The organism is Marivirga tractuosa, from assembly GCF_042140215.1.
Classification (GTDB): Bacteria; Bacteroidota; Bacteroidia; order Cytophagales; family Cyclobacteriaceae; genus Marivirga; species Marivirga tractuosa_A.
The window spans coordinates 114865-135214 of sequence record NZ_CP159478.1 but is presented as its reverse complement, the minus strand read 5'-3'; the positions used below and the strand labels follow the sequence as shown (position 1 = coordinate 135214).

Below are 20350 nucleotides of genomic sequence, written 5' to 3'. Positions count from 1 at the left end.
GCTTCTTAGAAATAACTGATTATGGAGGACTAGAAAAGTCTAGATTCTAGGAAATAGACCCTAGAATCTAGACTTCTGCCAATTCATAATTCGTAATTAACTTTAGTTCGTGATGGCAAATTTTAGCATTTTATGCTCGCCTTTATCATTTGTTATCAATAAATTATACATCCCAGTTTTGAATCTTTGGGTGTTCAACTCATATTGAAAAATGCCTTGATCTAATTTCAGTTCTTCAATTAATTTTCCAGTTAAATCAAATACTTTTAATTCTACTCCCTCTGAAAGCTTATTTCCAAATGATAAATTTAACTGTTCTTTAGCAGGATTAGGATACAGCTGAACGCCCATTTCCTGCAATGTTTTATCATTAGCAGTAACGGTTGAATAGCTTAGATTAGGTACTTCTATAACGTTTGCTGACTGATAAATTTCGCCAGTTTCAACATCTTGTATGAAAGTAACCAGGATTAAATCATCATTATCAGATTCTCTGCTAGCCGTAAAAGTAGTTTCAATTTCACCAGTGCTAGTGCCCGATAGATTTGTTCCTTCTACATCTGGTAATAGTTTTCTTAAAACATTATAATAAACTTTAGCCGAATTACTTCCTAATTCACCATCTGATATCTCTTTATGCAAAACTGCTGTGAACAGTCGGGTATTTTCCGAAAATTCCACACTACTGTTGTAGTCAACTTTTATACTTAATTGATCATCCCCATTTTTGTTTACTTCCATTTCCAATTCCACAACACTAGGCTTTAGCTCACTATTCGTCAGATCATTTCTTCCCGCATTGGTGCTAAAGGAATATTCTTGTTTTAGTGTACCATCAATTGCAAACCTATTGCTAGCTTCATATGCATCATATTGATAAATTCTTGAAAGCATGGCCGTAGCATTTTGTTCAAAAAGAGTATCCGTCTCATTTATCCTATAATTAATCCATGACATGCTAGAGGGTCCATTAAATACTGATGCTAAAGAATCCATTTCTTGTGTATCGCTTGTGAGAGCCTCATCCCCGAAATACTCAACCAATACATTACGGTTAAGGCTTTCTATGCTAAAATTATCAAAGGCTACACCATCTGGCAGAAAAGCCGTGGTATTTGATTTGAATTGAAAACGGAAAATCACATTGGAGCGCTCTGATTGTGCTATGCTACTTAGCGCATGTTTTGCCTCCCATTTTTCTACACTTTCCCCTGCTTCCGTTGACCAACCTTGGTTAAAAATGTTGTTGTTTACGATTCCATCAGCAGTAATATTGTCTGTACCCGGTCTAGATCTTATTCCTGTACTTTCATACCAATTCAAGCCAGAAGAGATTCCATCATCAAAATTCCCTAATAATTGCCATTGTTTATTAGGGTCTTCTATAGTCAAACTATCTGTTGAATATTCTAGAATCAAGCCATCTATATCATCGATGACATCAACCCACAGATCAAAATTTACCACAGGTTTATCTATTTGACTTAAATCCATAACGGGTGAATATAAATAGGATTGCTCCGCAGGATTATAGGATCCGCTTGCATTGGTTATCCAAAATGAACCTTCTGTTTGAATATTGGAATCATTAGCTGGAGTATTCCATTCCCATGAATTATTAGGGTCAATAGAAGCTACCCATCCTTGGTTTGACGCTTCAAAATTGTAGGTATAGTTGTCGCTTGAAATATCTTCTGGTACGATGACTATCCGTTCGCTAATGGAAGTAGCGCATCTAAATTTTGTGTTAATGGTGAAATCGACTTGATATTGGCCAGCACCATAATTTCCAAAATCAACTGCTAGTTGTTTATTGTCTAAATCAGTTATAGTTTCTGTCAATTCTGATTCCAATCCATCTGCAGTAATTCTGGAAATCTCCCAAAAGTAGTTTTCAACATATGTTTCTTCATGACTAATAGAAAAAACAACGGGTTTTGTACCAAAACTAGACTTGTTCCATGAAAGCGTAGGTGATCCAATAAGCCTGTATGTTACTTTAGTTGGAATACTTCTGCAAAGTTCATCGTCTTCACCTGAGCTGTTAATATTTTTTATTGTCACATAAAAAGATACTTCTTTATTGTCACCAGCAAAAAAGTTAGCTGAAGGAGTGAAGCTACTTCCTGTTGCTATTTCATCTCCAGATAAGCTTTCATTATTATACCACTCTATTTCTCTATTAGCATCATCTCCTTCATAATTGGTAATAACAGCTGTTTCAATATTTCCATTAATATTACAGAGATTCACATTTTCCACTTCCGGTTGGGCTGGTTGTTTATAAACAAAGAAGGACAAAGAATCTGAAGCTGAACAGCCACTAGCATTCGTATAGCTATATTCCATAAATATTTCGATGGATTCTTCTCCAATACTATCAAGGTATTGATCTAAGGATGCAGGATCAAATTCATAGCCACTGTTTCCATTACCTGAAAGTAAGCCAGAAGGTAAGCTATCGGTTAGTAATGTAAATGAATAGGTGTTTAGGTTATTTGTGCCGGTAGCAGTTAATTCAACCGCCTCATCATAAGTACAAAAGTTATACTCTGGACCTTCAAATTCCAATTGAGGTAGTGGATTAGCCATTACTGTTTGAGCATTACTTGCGGTACTTATATTTGATGGATTGCTAATTTGCCTAGTAGAGAAACCAAGGGTAACTTCTGAAGGCTCAATTGCGGACTGGTTTTGCTCATATGCTTCAGCGGGATTGAAGATTGCCTTGAATACTTGGATTGTAGACCCTTCAATTACTTCATTTTGAAGACCTATTTCCGTAATTCCCGGCCCCACTATGCCAATCACTTCAAAATCATCTCCTGTGATACTTGGTGTAACATAGATAGTATCAGATTCATCCGTTACACAATATTCGTCCTGCAAATTTTGAAAACTTGAATTTGCTGCGTAAATATTAAAACGAAGAAAATCCTTAGCTTCACAAGAAAAGTCATCAGTATAGGTAAACTCAATAATAATATCATCTGAAGGATCAGATAAATCGGTTACTTCTAGAATACTAGGGTCTAAATAGTATTTCCCTGATTGATCCTGCACTATGCCTGAACCTGAAAATACGCCTCCTGCTTGAATATCACCGGGCTGCCCACCTTCACCCGTTAATAGTATTTTGTCGTCACCTTGAGAAACAGTTGTGTTTTCAGCATAAGTGATATTGGCTACTGGCAAAGGCTTAATAGTGATCAATATTGTATCTGCAATACTTTCACAACCGGTAGAAGGGTTGATTTCTTTTACAATTAATTTGTCGATTGTTTCATCCTCACCTATGTCTCTGAAATTTATGGTTACTACATTAGAATTTGTAGCTCCCTCAAATTGATTATTTCGTGTCACCCCGTCTGCATCTACTATATTCCATTCAAAAGTATTAAGGGTACTAGTAGTAGTTTGCACAGCGTATCGTACGCCTTGTTCTCCTGTACAAACAACATCTTCGGTGAAGGGCAAGGTAGGACTAGGAAGATCATTGATATTGATGGTTAAAATATCGGGAGAAATGCTTCCACTACCGCAACCTCCACTAGTTGGGATAACCTCCAGAATGGCATTTTCATTATCAATTTCTTCCGGACTCGCTTTATAATAAGGGTTTTGAGTAGTGGTAGTTTCTGTAAAGACAGTTGCATTAGGGGAATCAGCAAAACCCCAGGTCCCGTCAAATGTTGAACTTGGACTATTAGAATTTCTCGACCATTCTAAAGTACTAGCGCCACCACCAAAATTAGCATTTAGCTGTTGTAACACTACTTCATTCCCACTACCATCAGTTCCAATACATGCATTCAAATCTGGACCCGCATTGACAGAAACCGCCCCTACAAAGATCAAGGTTACCTCATCGGCATCTCCAGAGCATGGGTTGTTTCCAGTGGGTGGATCTGAGGTTAAACGTAAGGTTACACTGCCATTGTTAGCATCCGTTAATGATGGGTAATAAGTTGGTTCAAGATTATTCGAATTTGATTCTTGATTAGAAGTAAAACCACCACTGCTTGATGTTTCACCTACTATCGTCCATTGTCCTGTAGTGACACTACCATCAATTGAAGGATTAAGGATAGATAAGTCAATCCCATCGGTGACATCTGCTAAACATATATCTATACTTGACTTGCCGAGATCATTATTGAAGGTACCACCCGCTTCTACTACTGATTGTTCGAACTCTTCAATCGTTAAGTCAGTAAAATTATTCGGATCTGTTACTGCAGCACAAGAGCTCAATTCCGAATCCTTGTCTTCAATAGAAACAATTTTATAAATATTATCACCTGTTGCAGGAGGATTTACCAGTATTTCTTGACCGCTAGTATAATTTGTGATAGTAGTCTCTGATAATAAGTCACCTCCAGCCTGATCTTCTACTTTGTAAATAATATCATAAGTACCCGAACCCCCTACGATATTAAAAAGAATTCTAGTATCAACAGGAGCAGGTCCGTTGTCGCATAAGAAAGTGGGTTCTCCTGACACCAACTCGATAGCTCCACCACTGGGGCCAACTTTGATTAACTGAGCAGTAGTTGCGCTTTCTACATTTCCCCCACCTATATTTTTCACTAATCTGATATTACCTCCAAAGGCACCGTCTGGCATAGTAAAAGTGATTTCATTGTCATTTGCTATCGTAAAAGAGTTGATTTCAAAGGAATCCCCTCCTTCATCAATAAAAATTTCACTCACACCCGTGAAAAATTGACCGTTTAGGGTTAATAGATCACCTACACAAATTGCAGTGGGAGTAAAATTATCAATACGTGGAGGACCAAAAGTGGTAAATGACCAGGTCGCTGCTGTTGAAAAGCCTGCAAATTCATTAGCAACTTGATCAACAATAGCACCTTCATCAAATTCAAAATAATATTCAGTCGATTCTACAAGATCAGCCTCAAATGAGTTGAAAGTTTTAGTATTCTGAGCAGTAAGATTTGTAAAAGCAGTAGACCCGCTAAAAGTTGTTATAAGATTATCGTCTGCATCATATAACCTAATATTATCAGTTCCTGCACCTATTACAGGTTCATCAAAGGAGATCGTAAAGTTAGAATTTAATAATACATTAAAACTTTCATGCGCTGGTGAGAAAGGATTAGCAGCGGCAAGCTCAGGAGCTTGGGTGTCAATTTCTATATTATTATTATCAGCTAAATTATTACCTGTTGGTAAAGAGAGATCCGCCTCATTGCCTACTAGATCCAATATTTTAGATGGAGATAAAATCGAACTAACATCCAATTCGTTTGCATTTTCCCCTGCGGCAACTGTGTAGGTGAAGTTTAAAATATCTCCACTTGCAGAAACGGTGGAGACAGTGGCGCCAGAATTGAGCACAAGACTAGGAAGATCAGCTGCATCAATATCAATATCCTCATTAAATTCAACGGCAATAATTATTTCCTCTCCTATTCCATAAATCCCATCGGTTTTGCTTGTAGAAATGCTGATGATTTCCGGAGCTTTAGTGTCTATCACAATATTTGCACTAGTCAAATCATTTCCTTGCAAATCCGTATTAGCTTGGTTTCCTTCTGAATTGCTAATCGTACCGCCATTCAAATCCAGTGCCTGCACTTCCAATGGGTTGGCATTATCTCCTGGAGCTATAGTATAGGTAAATGTAACATTACCACTGGCATCCTCTGAACCAATAACATAAGTAGCATTGCTAGTACTTCCACCATCTAAAGCCAATTCAAGACTTGGTGCACCAACTATCACAACTTCTTCGTCAAACTTCACGATTATGTCAATATCACCTTCTCTATAAGTACCTGCCAGAGTGGTGGAGGTAATGCTTTCAATTTCTGGAATATTGGTATTAATATCAAAAGTACCAGACTCAGTAGATGCCATTATGTTCCCCACATCATCCTGTGCACCTGATATGGTAATAGTGGCACCACTAATTTCCTCTTGATTCCCGTTATGAGTAAAAGAATAGGTGTATTGTTGACTATTATCCCAGCCTTCGTTTTCAAAATTAAAATTAGCGTCAGCAGGAGAGGAAATAGTTACGGTAGGTTTATTTGCCTCCGTTTGATCCATGTCCTCATCGAAATTAGCCGTCAAAGTGATAGTCTTATTGCTTTGAGTTATAATTAATGGACTTGTATCTACAGGCTCTGTTTCTAAAGTAAGTGTTGCATTAGGCTTTTCAGTATCAATTGAGAATACATTTGTCTGGTTAAAAGCTGTCTGAGTATTAGCATTAGGTGAGGCATCTATTGCTCCTGTCACATTGATATCTATATCATTAACCGTAATATTTTGGTCTGAAATGGTAAAAACCCCTTCATATGTATTTCCAGTCCAACTACTACTTGCAGGACTTAAACTACTTGATACGTCAGGAGAAAATGTGATAGTGGGCTCAGTAGAAGAATCCATATTTTCACTATACTCGATCGTGATGATGAAATTGTCCCCAGCATCAGCTTCTGAGATTGAACTTTTGTCAACTGTTAAATTATTAACCACTGGTGCGGTTACATCCAGAAAAGGGTAATTGTTGGAAAAATCATTGGCTACTTTATTAACTGTTGAAGGGTTATCAAAATTTATGTCTGCGATATTTAAACTTATGGTCAAATCAGGCATATTTCCGTTGACTGAAGAATTGACATCTGCAATTAAAAAGTAGTTTTTAGCAGGGTTTGCTAAATTAAATTGCTCTGAAAGGCCAGATATAGTAATTGTGGTCCCAGCTCCATCAATGTTGACATTTGCAGAGGTTATTTCAACATCATCATTACCTAAATTATCATAGACATCATCATCAGAGCGCACCAGTCTTAATTCACTTAATTTACCCGATAAATCAATATTAGAGGTGAATTGTATGGATGTTGCCTCAGTTGTACCTACCACGCTAATGGAAAAGCCTAGGATTGCTTGATCCGTAGACTCACTCTCTAATGATCCACTAGTTACGCCATCATTTAACTCCGTTAAGGAAACAGTTGGATTTACAGTTATTGTTGGAGAGCTTCCGCTTATTCCACCATCCGTTATCGTTAATGTTCCATCTCCACTTCCTTGATAATTAAAATTAGTAGGAAAAGTAATCAAGCCAGCACTTAAATCAGAGCTTTCGGCAACATTATCCATTGGTATATCGGGGTCTTCGGCATTGGAAACTGAAAATGTTCCGATATAATCTAAATCCCGATTACCATTTGCATCAACTGCCTCTGCTTGAGGGGCATTCGCAAAAGTTTCAGTAGCATCTAAATTGATAGGACTTGCAGGCTCTATAAAATTAAATGCAGAGACTTCTACTGCTATAGTATTTTCCCCTGACGTAATAGACTCGGCAGGTGCAAAGGTACTTGAACTAGTCTCAGCGGTTATTTCAGCAGCCTCTAATTGAAAAACAAATTTTTCACCATCAATAATCTTTTGATTAGCGGCACTAATATTTTCTTTTAATCTTATTTGTAGTTGCACATTGACCGAAGCATCATCGGGATCACCCTCAGGTATGAAACCGAATTGGTTGGCATTACTATTGGAAAAACCACTAAAAACAAGTTCATTTGCCATTCCAGAAATCGCATCACTATACTCTTCAGCATTATTATTTGTGATATTTACTACCCTGGCATCTGCGATTATCTCACTCCAATTTGTAACAGTATTACCTGCTCCAGCTGTTATGGTAAAACCAGTCAGTTGGGTGTCTTCGCCATCTCCCCCTACATCGCTCATATCAAAATCCATAACGGTGATATAACTTCCGTTTTCATCATTATTAACCGAACTGATGGTTACAGGAGTCCCAGGTGCATTTAAGGATAAAGTATTGGTTGCAGCAAAATAAAGTTCTCTTTTAACTCGGTTTGTTTTCTCTTTTTCTAATTTAGAAAAAAGCGTTTCTCCAGTTTTGGAAATTCCGCTTTCAACAGGCGTTATTCCTTCTCCTAGCAGCATAGTTTCTTTACCAATTAAGGTGAAAGACAAACAGGAAAATAATACAAGTTGGTAAAATAATTTCTTCATAAGCTCTCGCTTTATATGCTAATTTTTTAATTGCCCAAAGGCGTCCGTCTTTATCAAAACAAGAGTGTTTTCTCCGTCAAAAACAGTCTTTCCAATGGAAATAATACTTCCATTGTGGAAGACTGCGTCCGTTAATTCCTGATTATCGTCCGTTCCAAAGGTTTTGGAAAAGATTTCTCCCCCATTTTCATTCCTTCTGGAGAGGAAAAAATTCCTTTGCCTGTTTTCAGAACCTTCAATTTGTAAATCCTGATAACCAGTCACCAAAAAACCATCAGGAGTCATCTGCACATTGTTTAGCAGCGTATTAGCAGATGATCCAAAAACAAAGGAATTACCAGAATTTTGGTTATAGTAAAAGATCTGATCTCTTTGGTTAATCTTTACTTCTCCAAATACAATAGGATTTCCTTCACGCATCAATAATTTTTCCGCTTTAGTATCTCCTGAATTTCCTAAATTAATTTCCTGATCATTTACCAACAATAAATTGGGTTGCACTCGTGTCAAATACGATCTTGTTCGATTGTAAGCCCAAACGTATTCTCCCGCTTCGTTTCGGTACACTTTTGTAGAGGGTGATTCATCATATTTTTTAGCTTCTTTAACATCACGCTTCAATGCTAAATTGTCTGAATTCAATTCGCCTATAATTGGATATGAATCTGAACCCTTAGACTCTTGCGCAATGAACAATAATCCGTCATCATCTTCTTCAATTCCAAATAAAGTGTAGGCGGCTTCATTATTATAAGTGCTTGTGCCTATGGAATCTAAATTGTTATTGATTTTATAAAACAGAAGACTAGTATCTGCTCCAATGCTATTTTGAATGGTTGATGCTAACAGGATATCTCCACTTTGCATAACCAAAACGTCTCGAGCAGCCCAATTTTGATTACTTTCTGGCAAAAACTGCTCATTGATGATGTTCCCATTCAGATTTAATTTTAGAATTCTGATTTTCCTAATTTGGTCTCCTTGTTCGAAGGAAACGGAGTTGGATACGATTAAAAGAGTTCCATCTGACAGTGTTCTAATTGCAATAGGATCATCTGCTCCATTTCCTTCGATTATTTTGATGTAACTAGGAGAGGCGGGGCTTAGGTCGTCCTCGCTATCGCATCCAAATAGGAGAAAAATGCAGCTTAGAAATATTATATGATGTAAATTTACTTTCATTTGATTAGTTCAGGTTTAAAGTAAGGGAACCTAATGCCCACACGAATCACAACTGCGTGTCCTCTGTAATAAAATTCGCGATGTGCATTTTGCAATTGCATGTCGAGCTGAAGTTGATCCATTTGACTGGGTAATTTTACTTCTGTCCTTAACCTATGTTGATAAAGTATTTCCGCAGATAAATAATTTCTACCGATAATTTTGAATTCTGATCTTAGACCTAGTACAGCACTCATATTTACTCTGTTTCTATAGGGTAAGATGTTTTGACCATTTCTATTTATCCCAGCACCTTCTAAAGTAAGTGAAGCAGATTGCAATAAATGAACATTTGTTCCCCCTGTTAATTCTAAAGGAAATTTTCTAGTAGGTAGTTTATAATTGAGTAGTAGAGGAATTTCAAAAGTTTGCTGTGTTTCGTTGATAATTTGCTTTAAATCCTCATTAGATTCATTGACTATATCCCGTTCCAAAGATGTGAAGCGGCCTACATAATGCAACTCGATATTCATTGCTAATTTATTGTTGAAGGGATATTGGAAGAATAAACCAAAACTTATATTCAAACTAGCTTCATAGCCGCCAGGCATAGCAGTTGACAGAACAATTTCAGAGGACTCTAAGTCAATAAAATTGATGTTTTGGCTGGCTTTTACGCCATATGAAAATTTCGGATCCGTATCGAATTTATCTGCCAATATTAATAATTCTGTGGGATCTGATTCTTCATTAGCTTCAAATTCAGGATCAATCTTTAAAAGTCTCAGATAAGAATTTTCTGCTTTCTCTTGTTCTTCATTAAATAAATAAGATAAAGTAACCAGTCTTAAAGCTTCTACCTTTTCTTCTTTCGAAAAGCCATTTTCAATACAGCCTAATAATAATTCAGGTAATTCTTTTAATTTTCCTTCATCATAAGCATTTCTTGCGTCTCTTAAGTTTTGCACACAAGAACTCTGGGCTATTCCACTAAATGAAATTGCAAAGAAGAAAAATAGTAATAGTAGATTTTTATTGGCTTGCATCTGTTAATTCATCTAAATTTTCACAAGTTTCTTCGTAAGGTAAGTCACTACCTACATAGGTCGCCCATTCTGTATGCGTCATGTTTCTCTCTAATTCATTACACAATTTGTCTCCCATCCGATCAATTGAAAAAGGCCAAACATGTAACTTCCCGTCCTCCGAGGCGGAGAATATCCAATTATTATTGGCACTAAAATCTGCTGACCAAACCCAATCATTATGATCAGATAAAATAATAGGTGGCTGAGTAATTTCAGATAAATTCCAAACCCTTACTGTCCTATCCTTTCCTGCAGTTAGTAGAGCGGATCCATTTTTGCTGATTTTCAGTTCATCTATCCCTCCAATATGGCCGGTTAAAGCATTAGGTGTAGAATAATTATGGTCAGAGAATAAATTTACAATTCCGTTAATATCCCCGGTAACTATAAAATTGTATTTTGATGTTACGGCACTTAATGGAGCTTTGGATTTAAATAAAATGGTATCATTTTCTCCTGATTTGTCCAAGCGAGTTAATTCTCCTGATTCCGTGGCTAACCATAAATAAGGCTTGTTTTCATCTACCACAAAATCATTTATTTTTACTTCTGATTGATAAATTTTTTGACTGCTTCCGTTTTCTAAATATTTAATGGATTTACCGTCCTCGTCTAAAATCCAAAGTTTGTCATCAGCAAACCTCATTTTCACAAAGGTTCCCTTTACTCCACTAATCTGCTCCAATTGGGCTTCACCTCCATTTAAGTCATATTTTTCAATTATAGATTCTCCATTTTCCGTTATAAACTGGCCAGCAGCATAAATTTGGTTCCGCTCTTGATCAAAGATCATGGATTTCACTACTCTTCTTTTTCTGACGGGTGTAATAGTGTCTGCTAACCATTTATTATCAATATTTTCCCATTTGAGGATACTTCCTTGCGCACCAGCAGAGAAAAACTCTTGATCTGAAATGCCTCCAATCACAACCTTAGCAGATTTCTGATGCCCATCAATTTTTTGAGTAAATGGATGATTGAATTCTTTTAGCGCATAATATAAACCGTCATAAATTTCAGGATCATACTCATAATCGTTATATCGCTCATCAAAAATATAGGCTTGCTGTGCTAATAAGCCTTTCAATTGAGGGTCATTTAATTGCGGAGCTTTTACGGCTATAGCATTGGCAATGGCTAAGTAACGTAATTGATCGGCTCTTGCTTTTTCTTGCTCAGCTCTTTCCTTTTCTAATTCTGCTTGTTCTTTTGCTTTATTAGCCGCTACAGCTGCTTCACTTGCCGCACCTTCAGCTTTTACTGCCGCAATTCTTCTTTGCTCTGCCAATGCTGCGGATTGTGTTGCCTCCACTCTCCTTTCCTCAGCTAAATCTGCATTTTTCTCTGCATCTTTCTGTGCTTCAATGGCTTTCAGTTCTTGCTCTTCAGCTCTTTCTCGCTGAGTCTCTGCAATTTCAGTTTGTTTAAGTGCTGCCTCTCTTTGTTCATCGGCTAAATCTGCATTTCTTTCAGCTTGTGTTTGTTGATAGAAAGCATAAATCAAGAATAAAAAACAAATTACAGTAGCTCCTGCCATTATTAGAGCAGTTACTCTAGCCGTCCTAAGCCTTCTTTTTTGCTGCAGTTCTTTTGCCCTTTGCTCTATTTCATATTCCTCCTCAGAATGCTCCAAAAAGGACATCGTTCTTTCATAAGCTGGATGATAGCGTTGTCCCCAAATCAAGGTTGGATTATGCTTTTCCTGCCAATTCATTGCCAATTGCAAATCAGGTGGACGCCACAAACTGGTTTTGCCTTGCTGAAACATATCCGCAGCCTCAGCTAGCCTTTTGTACATTGCCACCGCATCAGCTTCATCATTCACCCAGTTTTTCAATCTGTTCCAGATTCTCATGATACTTTCATGTGAAATATCAATGATGGAATTTCCTGTTAATGGAATTCCATATTGAGGGGTCAGTAATGATCTGCTCGGATCGCGGAATTTTTCAACTACCTGAATAATCTTTTCTTCAGAAGTATTCGCAATAGCCGCTATTTCATTCAGTTGGGTTGGTCTTCTGATACCATAACTACCACCTCCCCTTTTTTCGGTTATGGCTTTAAATAGGAACTCACAATTTCTTTGTTGCTCTTCATTAAGGTCTTCGAAAGCTTCATTGGCATGCATTGACAAGGCCTCGGACATTGTCCCGATGGCTTCATAATGCTTAATGTCTAATGGTTCATTTTCATAATCTCTAAAATGACTCCAATAATTCCAGGTTCGCATTAAGGCATGTTGCAAAATGGGAAGTTGGTCTGGATTATCACCAAGATCGTTTAATAATTGCTGTGTTAGCCTTGGTGCAATTTCGGCATTTCCAACGGCTACAGGGCCAGTAATTGCTCTTCGCTTTTGTTCCCTCGTCATCTGAGGGATTAAATATTGGCTATCGTTAATTTGACGCGTTAATTCTGGGAATTGTGAGCATTCGCCAATAAAATCAGAACGCATGGTAATGGCCACATAGATTGGGACATCTGCATGATTTACCGCCTCCATCAGTAGATTGATAAAGGCCAAAGTTTCATTTACGGATTGAATATTTGAAGAATCTTTGAATCGAAATAATTCCTCAAATTGATCGATTAAAATGAGATAGTTTTTTTTCTTATCACCTTTGAACTGCATGATGGTTTCAACCAGCCCAGCAGATGAACTTTTAAGCAAAGAAGATATTATGGTTTGTTTGATCTGTTTGTCTTCTTCAGATAAATCTTTGTCAACTAAATCCGCTTTCAGTAATGATTGGGCTAAATTATCAATAGGAGCAGCTCCTGGTCTTGAAACCACAACCTCCCAATCGGTTGATCTTCCCGTAAGAAAACCTCCATAAAGTATAGGCAGAACTCCACAGTATATAAATGAAGATTTACCACTTCCAGATGGGCCGATAACTCCCACAAATCTATGTTTTGAAAGTTTTAATAGTACTTCATCGCTTTGTCCTTCTCTTCCAAAAAATAAATGGCTTTCCTCAATTTTGAAAGGGCGCAATCCAGGAAATGGATTGTTTTTCTTTCCATATTGCGATTGGGTAGGTTTCGTTATGGTTATTTTTTCCTCTTTCATTTTAGCTTTCTTCTGCCATTTTTGCTTGGCCCTTTTCAAAAGCCAATATTATTTCACTAATAAATTTACTTAATTTTTTGGAATCTGTACTTGTGTCTATTTCTGCTTCATATCTGCTAATATATTCATCCTCAGATCCTTTTGCTTTTTCAGACTTTAATAATTTACCCAAAATCGGCTTTGAACGGCCAAAGCCAGGTGCTTTTAATAAATCCAATAGTTTCATGTATACCCACTGGTTATTCACATTTTCTTGAAAAACTATGGCTGCATCCATTTGCTTTAAAGCATCAATATGCTTATTTCTTAAATCCATTAATTCACCTTTATTATCTAAGGTTATTAATTCAATATCATGCTTTAAAACTTCTTTTTTAACCGTTTCTACTGCCTTAGCATCTATTTCATCAAAAATCAAATAGAAGATAGGCTTATCCTGTGGGGTAGATGAAAAAGAGGATCTTAACTTCCTATTCAATCCCTTATCTAATAATTCTTCCCAAAGTGTATTTTTGAAATCTTCCAATGAAGTTTGCAAAACCTCTGCTCCATAAGATGCCTTGTCGTCTCTTTTTATATTATGAATAAAAGACTTTTGCTTTTCACTAGCATATTTCAGTGTTGGACTAATCCATATTAATCTATTGAAAGATTGAGGATTTGCCTTAGCATGTTCAGAGGCCAGCATGTTTTGAATGTCCATAACCGAACTTTCGGTTCCATTAGGAATAGTTCCGTAAGATGAGCCAATCATATGAATTGAAAACTGACAGTTCTTCAAATCGGCATTAATGGATTTTTTAACAGCGGAATAAGTGTGGGGCAATAAGCTTTTAGGGTAAACCTCATACCCATGTCGGCTAAGTTCTCTTTTAATTATATTTCTGGCTCCTGAAAGATCCTGACCTGTTTCAGCTAAATAAATGGATTTGCGGCCATGTGTTTTATCAATCTTACCTTTGTTATTCATATTCAGAATGGTTTCGTAAATATCAAAACACAAATCGACCATTTTCATCCAATATCCTTTTTCTGCCTCTTTAGAAAAGAAGTCGGACAGTTCTTGTTCCTGATTTTCATTATTCAAATAGAAAATAAAGCTTCTTAAAGGCTTCAGTTTCTCAGGTATGTCTACATAGGATAATGGAGACTTAAAGACTGGAAATATTTTATCGTGAATTTTATCTGACTTAGTTTCAAGAAATAGGTTTTCAACTCTATCTAAACATGCACCTGATAATATAAAATCTGGAGATAAAATGGGTATATATAATCCTTTCATATCAATTTTTTGTTCTTCAGAATCTGAAATCATATTAATTTGAATTTGTCTGTTCATGGTTTGCTTTAGCATCATGTACAGAAACTTTTCAAAAAAGCTTACCCAGCCTCTATCTTGAAGGATCGGTTTATTATCACTCTCTGCATATATGATATTTATCTCTAATTTTTCACTCATACTTTTGATTGATAATGTTGGGTAATGGCTGTAAAAAGTTGATTTGTAAATTCTTGACTTCTAGACATTAGGGTGTAAAAATTATTGATATTAAGCTGAAAAACCACTGATTCTTCTTCAGCAATTAGGCTATCCGCTTTTAAGTGTTTCTCAGGGATGAACAATTCACCATAGACATCATCTTGAACTAGCTTTGTGTCTTGTTCAAATTCAGATTGCAACTTTAATTCTCCTTCTGCAACTACATAAATCGCATTATTTTCAGGGTCTTTCAAATCAATACGATCTCCAGATTTCATTCTGATAACCTGAGTATTATCAGCTAAATCACATAATTGATCACCATTTATTTTTTTGAATATTTCGATTTGTTTAAGAAACATCACGATCTCTACTAAAAGAAAATAGCCATCATTTAACCCATCTTCGAGTTGGTTGTGGGCAATGGTGTTTACTAAATCATCTTGATCTTCCTGATTTACTCTTGTAATTACCTTTTCAAACTGCTCAGGTTTTCTGTGGTAGAGCAACCAAGCGGCCACTTCTTGCAATAGTCTGTCAGAATTAAAAATATGAGCTATTACTGCATAATTTGGAGTGTACTCTTTTTGAAATGCCAGGTTATATAAAGCACAGGCTTTAAGCCATCTTGAAATTTGATTGTAATCTCGATTTAAAATATTATTAAGTAATCTTAAAGGTTCAAAATGTTCTCGAGGAAAGAAATTGTCCAGTGCTTTGATTTTTTCACTAATCGAAATGTCGTCTACAAGTGGGAATAGTTTGGATTTCAGTTCAGAATCAATAAACATATCCAGCAATTCAATACCATAAGCAATACCTTCAGAAGTTTCTGATAGAATATTTTCTTTTACTAAGGAAACCGATTCGGTATCGTAGATTAAGGAAAGCAATAAAAATATTTGCTCATAATTATGACCTATTTCTTCTTTAAAAGCTTGTCGCAAAATGAAATACCGTTCTTCTTTAGGCAATTCTTGTAGAGCGGCCATATTCCAAATGGTCTTTCCAATTTCATCCTCAATTAGCGTAATGATTATTTGTGCTTGATTTCCAACTGCATTGAAATCTTCATAGCCAAAGCCATTCAACATTTCATATACAATTCTCTTATCTGGGTAGTCAATCTTTTTCAAGAGAAGCTTTTCCGCCTCATCACCACTAATTTTACTCATGATCCTCACGACAGCCATTTTTATTTTATCAGACTGTCCAGATTTATGGAAGGCTGATTCTAAATGATGCAAAACATCATCTCCTGCAGCAACTAAGGCAGCCGAAGCTGCATGACCATACTTTTCAGTATCTAGCATCTCAATTAAAACATTCCAAGTCTCATGTCTTTTGAGTAAACGAGCGGTTTCTATGGCCTCCATGCGCACTTCAATATTTGCATCCTTTAGCAAATCAAGCAATAGAAAAATGTTTTTTGCATCTGCATGCTGCCTGAAAATTCTTGCAGTATATACTCTTTTTGAAGGTTCTAATGAGCGTGCCCAACTGCTTAATTGTTCAAAACTTACCGGAGTTATATCTCTGGATTCATTTTCTTTAAGAGCTTTTTCAGCTAACTTTTTTAAGGTAAGATCAGAATTTGCTCCAAAAGCTGTATTCCCGTCTCCAAGATAGTCCTTCATCTTTGGTGAAATATCTCCTTTGAAATTTTCCCTAAAGGAAGAAAATTCTTCAGGTTCTAGTTTTTCCATCAATTTTAAACCATAAAGCCTTCTATGTTCTTCGGGGCTGTTTACTTGTTTTTGTAATAACCTGCTGATGGAGTTTTCATTTTCATCTACCTTATTCCTTTCCTTATTTCTAATTAAAGTACCTTGTAAGGTTAACCTGTAGCCTTTGTGCAATTTTTGGGTGACGAAATACCAAATAAATAATAGTGGTAGAACTGCAACTGATATTGTTAAGAGATTAAACACCTCTACATTATTAAGTACTATAATTATCGCACCGGCAATAATACCAGCAAATGCGTTTACTACTCCTTGAATTTTAACTTGAATATCAAATCGACTTTCAACATCTAGCGGAAGAAAATAAAGTTTGAATGCGGGTTCATCCAATGCGTCCTTTAAGGATGTTACAAATAGTTTACTAACTGCAATTGTTACAAAGAAAAAAATGAAGTTGGGGTCATCAGGTGTAAAACCTAAACCTGCGCCAATTAAACATGCCGCACCCACCATAATCATAATAAGGATTGGGTTTATCAATAAAGAAACTTTAAGACCATATAGCGCAATGATTTTATCGGTAGCAAATGTTTGAAATAGGAAGCTAAATATGATAATGGTACCATTAAAATAAGCTAAGAATGTTGCTAAATTACTCTCATTGAACTGGGCTGATGCCACACTAAAAAACGAATAATCTATAAAGGTTACTGCCACAACACTAACCAGGACAAAGGCCACCATTAATAGCATATATTTGTCTGTCAATACTTTTCTGTAGGATACTAATTCATTTTTCCCAGCTCTAATCAAGTATTTCTTGGAACTGTTCATTAACCAAAGAAATGATAAAAACATACCCCCAAGACTAATTACACTCATGGTAATTAAATCTTTTTCTGCAAAATCAGGACGATTTAATAAGTATGGGATGATGATTAATAAGGCTAAAATGGAAGCGGTTAACTGGCCAGTGTCAATTCCTCCAATAATTCTTTTAGATTGCCTTAAGTCAAACAATCTTCCGAATGCACCCCAAAATATTAATAGAATTAGATAGGTAAATGGAAGAACAAATGTAAAAGTGATGAAATAAAGAGGAGAAACATCAGGTAAATAAGAGTATGCTATTTCGACTGCAATTAATAAAATGAAAATAACCAATAACGTATATCCAGCAAGTCGAACAAACGTTATTTTGGATTGAAAATAATTAAAAAGATAAGTAGCTACAACACCTATTATACCTGAAACCACAATGGCCAAAGGCAAATCAGTTTGCTCGCTAAAGTTATTCAAAAATAAAGCTTCTGCACCTACAGATAATCCTGATACGAAAAAGCCCATAAAGAATCCCATGAGGAGTAGTAAAAATACTCTTTTGGATTCCGACTCTTCAGCATTTAAGACGTTGAGGATCAGCTTTTTCAAGGGGAAATAAAGTTTTCTTAGTTAACTGACGAAATTAAAGTAAATATTCGGATTGTAATATTTATTCTGTAAAAAAGGACTTTTAATTTCGATGAGCGGTAAAATAGCTAAGACGATTTTGAATAGATGTTGCAACATTTAAAGCTTTTGTCCTCTTATTGGGTAAGATTTAGTGCCTTAATCCATAATAATTAAATTAAAGTTGTTGAAATATAGAAACCCTACATAAAATTAATTGATTAGCTCAATTGATTTCATCATCCTCTTTAGATTTTATCTTTCGGATATATCTATTTAAAACAAAAGCAGCTGTCCAAAAAGCCAGTGCAACAAATGTATATTCCATTGCTTGCTCTCCAGCATAACGTAAACTGTAATAAAATACCATGATCATGATGGCAACTAAGATCCAATAGATAATCCTTAATATTTTCGTGAGCTCCATTTTCTTTTATTTCAATAATTCATAAGCTGCTTCTATATAGATGTAAACATCATTTGGATGTTCATCAGTATAAAGTTTGCTTCTACTTTTTCCTAATCTTACTACTACAGCATTTTTATCTTTTAACACAAAAATATACTGTCCTAATATACCTCTTGCATAAGGAATTTGCTTTCCATTATAATTTAGTACCCACCACTGATAACCATAATGCGGTATAATTTCTTCTGACCCCATCAATCGGGCAGGCTGAGTAGCTACTTCTATGTAATCAGCAGGAATGACTTGTTCTCCATTCCATTTTCCTTTATTTAGAACCAGTTGTCCTATTCTCGCAAAATCTCTAGCTGTACTATTAAAACAGCAGAAAGCTTTTTCCATTCCTCCTTCTCTGTCTAAGCTCCACAATGCATCATTTTCAGCACCTATTTTTCTCCACAAGCGGTTAGTAGCATAGTCGCTAATGGATTGCCCAGTGGCTGTTTCCAGTACTTCCGCTAATATTTGAGTATTGATACTTTTATAGGCAAATCCTTGAGATGGCTCCTCTGAGGCCTCTAATTCAGCAACTAATTTCTTTAAATTATTCCCATAATATGCGTCTGTTGTTTTAGAAAAAGGACTCATATAAGCCTCATTCCAATCGATACCAGAGCTCATAGTTAAGATATCTTGAATAACAATTTTTGATTTATCACCTTCCTGAAAAGATTCTAAAAAATCTGATACTGGCTGAAATACACTCTCTATTTTTCCCTTTTCAATAGCAATACCAATTAATAAGCTCACTATACTTTTTGCAGCTGAAAATGAATTTGATATTTCATTTTCATCATATCCTAAATAATATTTTTCATAAAATAGTGCTGTATCTTTCACTACCAAAAAGGCAGTGGTTTCATAGGCTTCTAACTCTTCTTGATAAGTTTGCCCCATTTCGTATTGATTGTATTGTGGGGACTTTTTCCATGGCTGTGGGTTGCTGGCTGCAACTGTTCTATTTTCAAATATTTCATAATCGTCAATATCAGCGGTTAAATGAAGAAAAGCCTTTTGTGCATAATTAGGTAAAAAGAAATAAATGATTCCTATAAGGATAATTATCAAAATGCTGTAGCCACCAATTTTTTTCAACATGATATTCTTGATTTGTTAAATAGAATAGATACAAAAATAAGGCTTCAAAAATCATTTATCAGCATTAAAGTAAAATGAATTTATAAATCAACATTTCTCTGTTACCTTCGTAATCAATATGCTAAGGATTTAAATAAAAATCTAATTTAACTAATATGAAAAAAGGACTTTTAATTACTATAGGCGTAATAGTCGTTATTGTTTTTATACTTTATCGTCTTTTTGCAGGTTCCTACAACAATATGGTCAATAAGGAAGAACAGGTGACGGGCGCATGGGCTCAAGTGGAAAATGTGTACCAAAGAAGGGCAGATTTGATTCCTAATTTGGTGAATACAGTGAAGGGATATGCTGATTTTGAGCAAGAAACTTTGCAAGGTGTAATTGAGGCAAGATCTAAAGCAACAGGTGTAAACGTTAATGCGGATGATTTAAGTCCAGGAAAATTGGAGCAGTTCCAGCAAGCGCAACAAGGATTGAGTTCAGCTCTATCCCGTTTGATGGTGGTTGTGGAAAGATATCCTGACTTGAAAGCGAATCAGAATTTTGTAAAATTGCAAGATCAGTTGGAAGGAACTGAAAATAGGATTGCGGTGGAAAGAAGAAGATTCAATGAGGTAACTCAAGAATACAACACCTACATAAGGAAATTTCCCCAAACAATGTTAGCAGGCATGTATGGCTTTGAAAAGAAAGGTTATTTTGAGGCTGATCAAGGGGCAGATGAAGTACCTGAAGTGAGTTTTGATTAATAATTTTACTGATTAGAGAAGGCTTATCATCTCTCAGTCTTAAAGGTGTTTTCTATTAATCCACCTA

9 protein-coding genes are annotated in these 20350 nt (G+C 35.9%); 1 reads left to right on the top strand and 8 read right to left on the bottom strand.

The window, feature by feature from the left end; genetic code table 11:
• Positions 1–102: 102 nt before the first annotated feature.
• The 8 genes from ABWH96_RS00570 to ABWH96_RS00535 all read right to left on the bottom strand — a co-directional run bounded on the left by ABWH96_RS00570 (position 103) and on the right by ABWH96_RS00535 (position 19531).
• Positions 103–8028: a T9SS type A sorting domain-containing protein gene (locus ABWH96_RS00570; RefSeq protein WP_375579603.1), complete on the bottom strand. Its 7926-nt coding sequence runs from the start codon at positions 8026–8028 to the stop codon at positions 103–105.
• Between the two features lie 18 nt (positions 8029–8046).
• The gene (locus ABWH96_RS00565; protein WP_375579602.1) at positions 8047–9210 is read right to left on the bottom strand and encodes a hypothetical protein; all 1164 of its coding nucleotides are present in this window, start codon (positions 9208–9210) and stop codon (positions 8047–8049) included.
• Complete coding sequence (locus ABWH96_RS00560; RefSeq protein WP_375579601.1) at positions 9207–10235, bottom strand: porin family protein; 1029 nt, start codon at positions 10233–10235, stop codon at positions 9207–9209. The genes ABWH96_RS00565 and ABWH96_RS00560 overlap by 4 nt, the downstream gene beginning before the upstream one ends.
• On the bottom strand, positions 10222–13392 hold the full coding sequence (locus tag ABWH96_RS00555; RefSeq protein WP_375579600.1) for a High-affnity carbon uptake protein Hat/HatR: 3171 nt from the start codon (positions 13390–13392) through the stop codon (positions 10222–10224). Before ABWH96_RS00555 ends, ABWH96_RS00560 begins: the two co-directional genes overlap by 14 nt.
• Complete coding sequence (locus tag ABWH96_RS00550) at positions 13355–14812, bottom strand: DUF4062 domain-containing protein (RefSeq protein ID WP_375579599.1); 1458 nt, start codon at positions 14810–14812, stop codon at positions 13355–13357. Before ABWH96_RS00550 ends, ABWH96_RS00555 begins: the two co-directional genes overlap by 38 nt.
• Positions 14809–17949, bottom strand: coding sequence for a hypothetical protein (locus ABWH96_RS00545; RefSeq protein ID WP_375579598.1), 3141 nt, complete (start codon positions 17947–17949; stop codon positions 14809–14811). Before ABWH96_RS00545 ends, ABWH96_RS00550 begins: the two co-directional genes overlap by 4 nt.
• Before the next feature lie 244 nt (positions 17950–18193).
• Positions 18194–18394 (bottom strand): hypothetical protein, encoded by a 201-nt coding sequence (locus ABWH96_RS00540; RefSeq protein ID WP_375579597.1) that lies wholly within the window; start codon positions 18392–18394, stop codon positions 18194–18196.
• Positions 18395–18400: 6 nt separating this feature from the next.
• Positions 18401–19531: a serine hydrolase domain-containing protein gene (locus tag ABWH96_RS00535; protein ID WP_375579596.1), complete on the bottom strand. Its 1131-nt coding sequence runs from the start codon at positions 19529–19531 to the stop codon at positions 18401–18403.
• Between the two features lie 155 nt (positions 19532–19686).
• On the opposite strand from ABWH96_RS00535, the gene ABWH96_RS00530 reads away from it, so the two are divergent.
• Positions 19687–20283 carry a LemA family protein gene (locus ABWH96_RS00530; protein ID WP_375579595.1) on the top strand — a complete coding sequence of 199 codons (597 nt, stop codon included), beginning with the start codon at positions 19687–19689 and terminating at the stop codon, positions 20281–20283.
• Positions 20284–20350 lie beyond the last annotated feature (67 nt).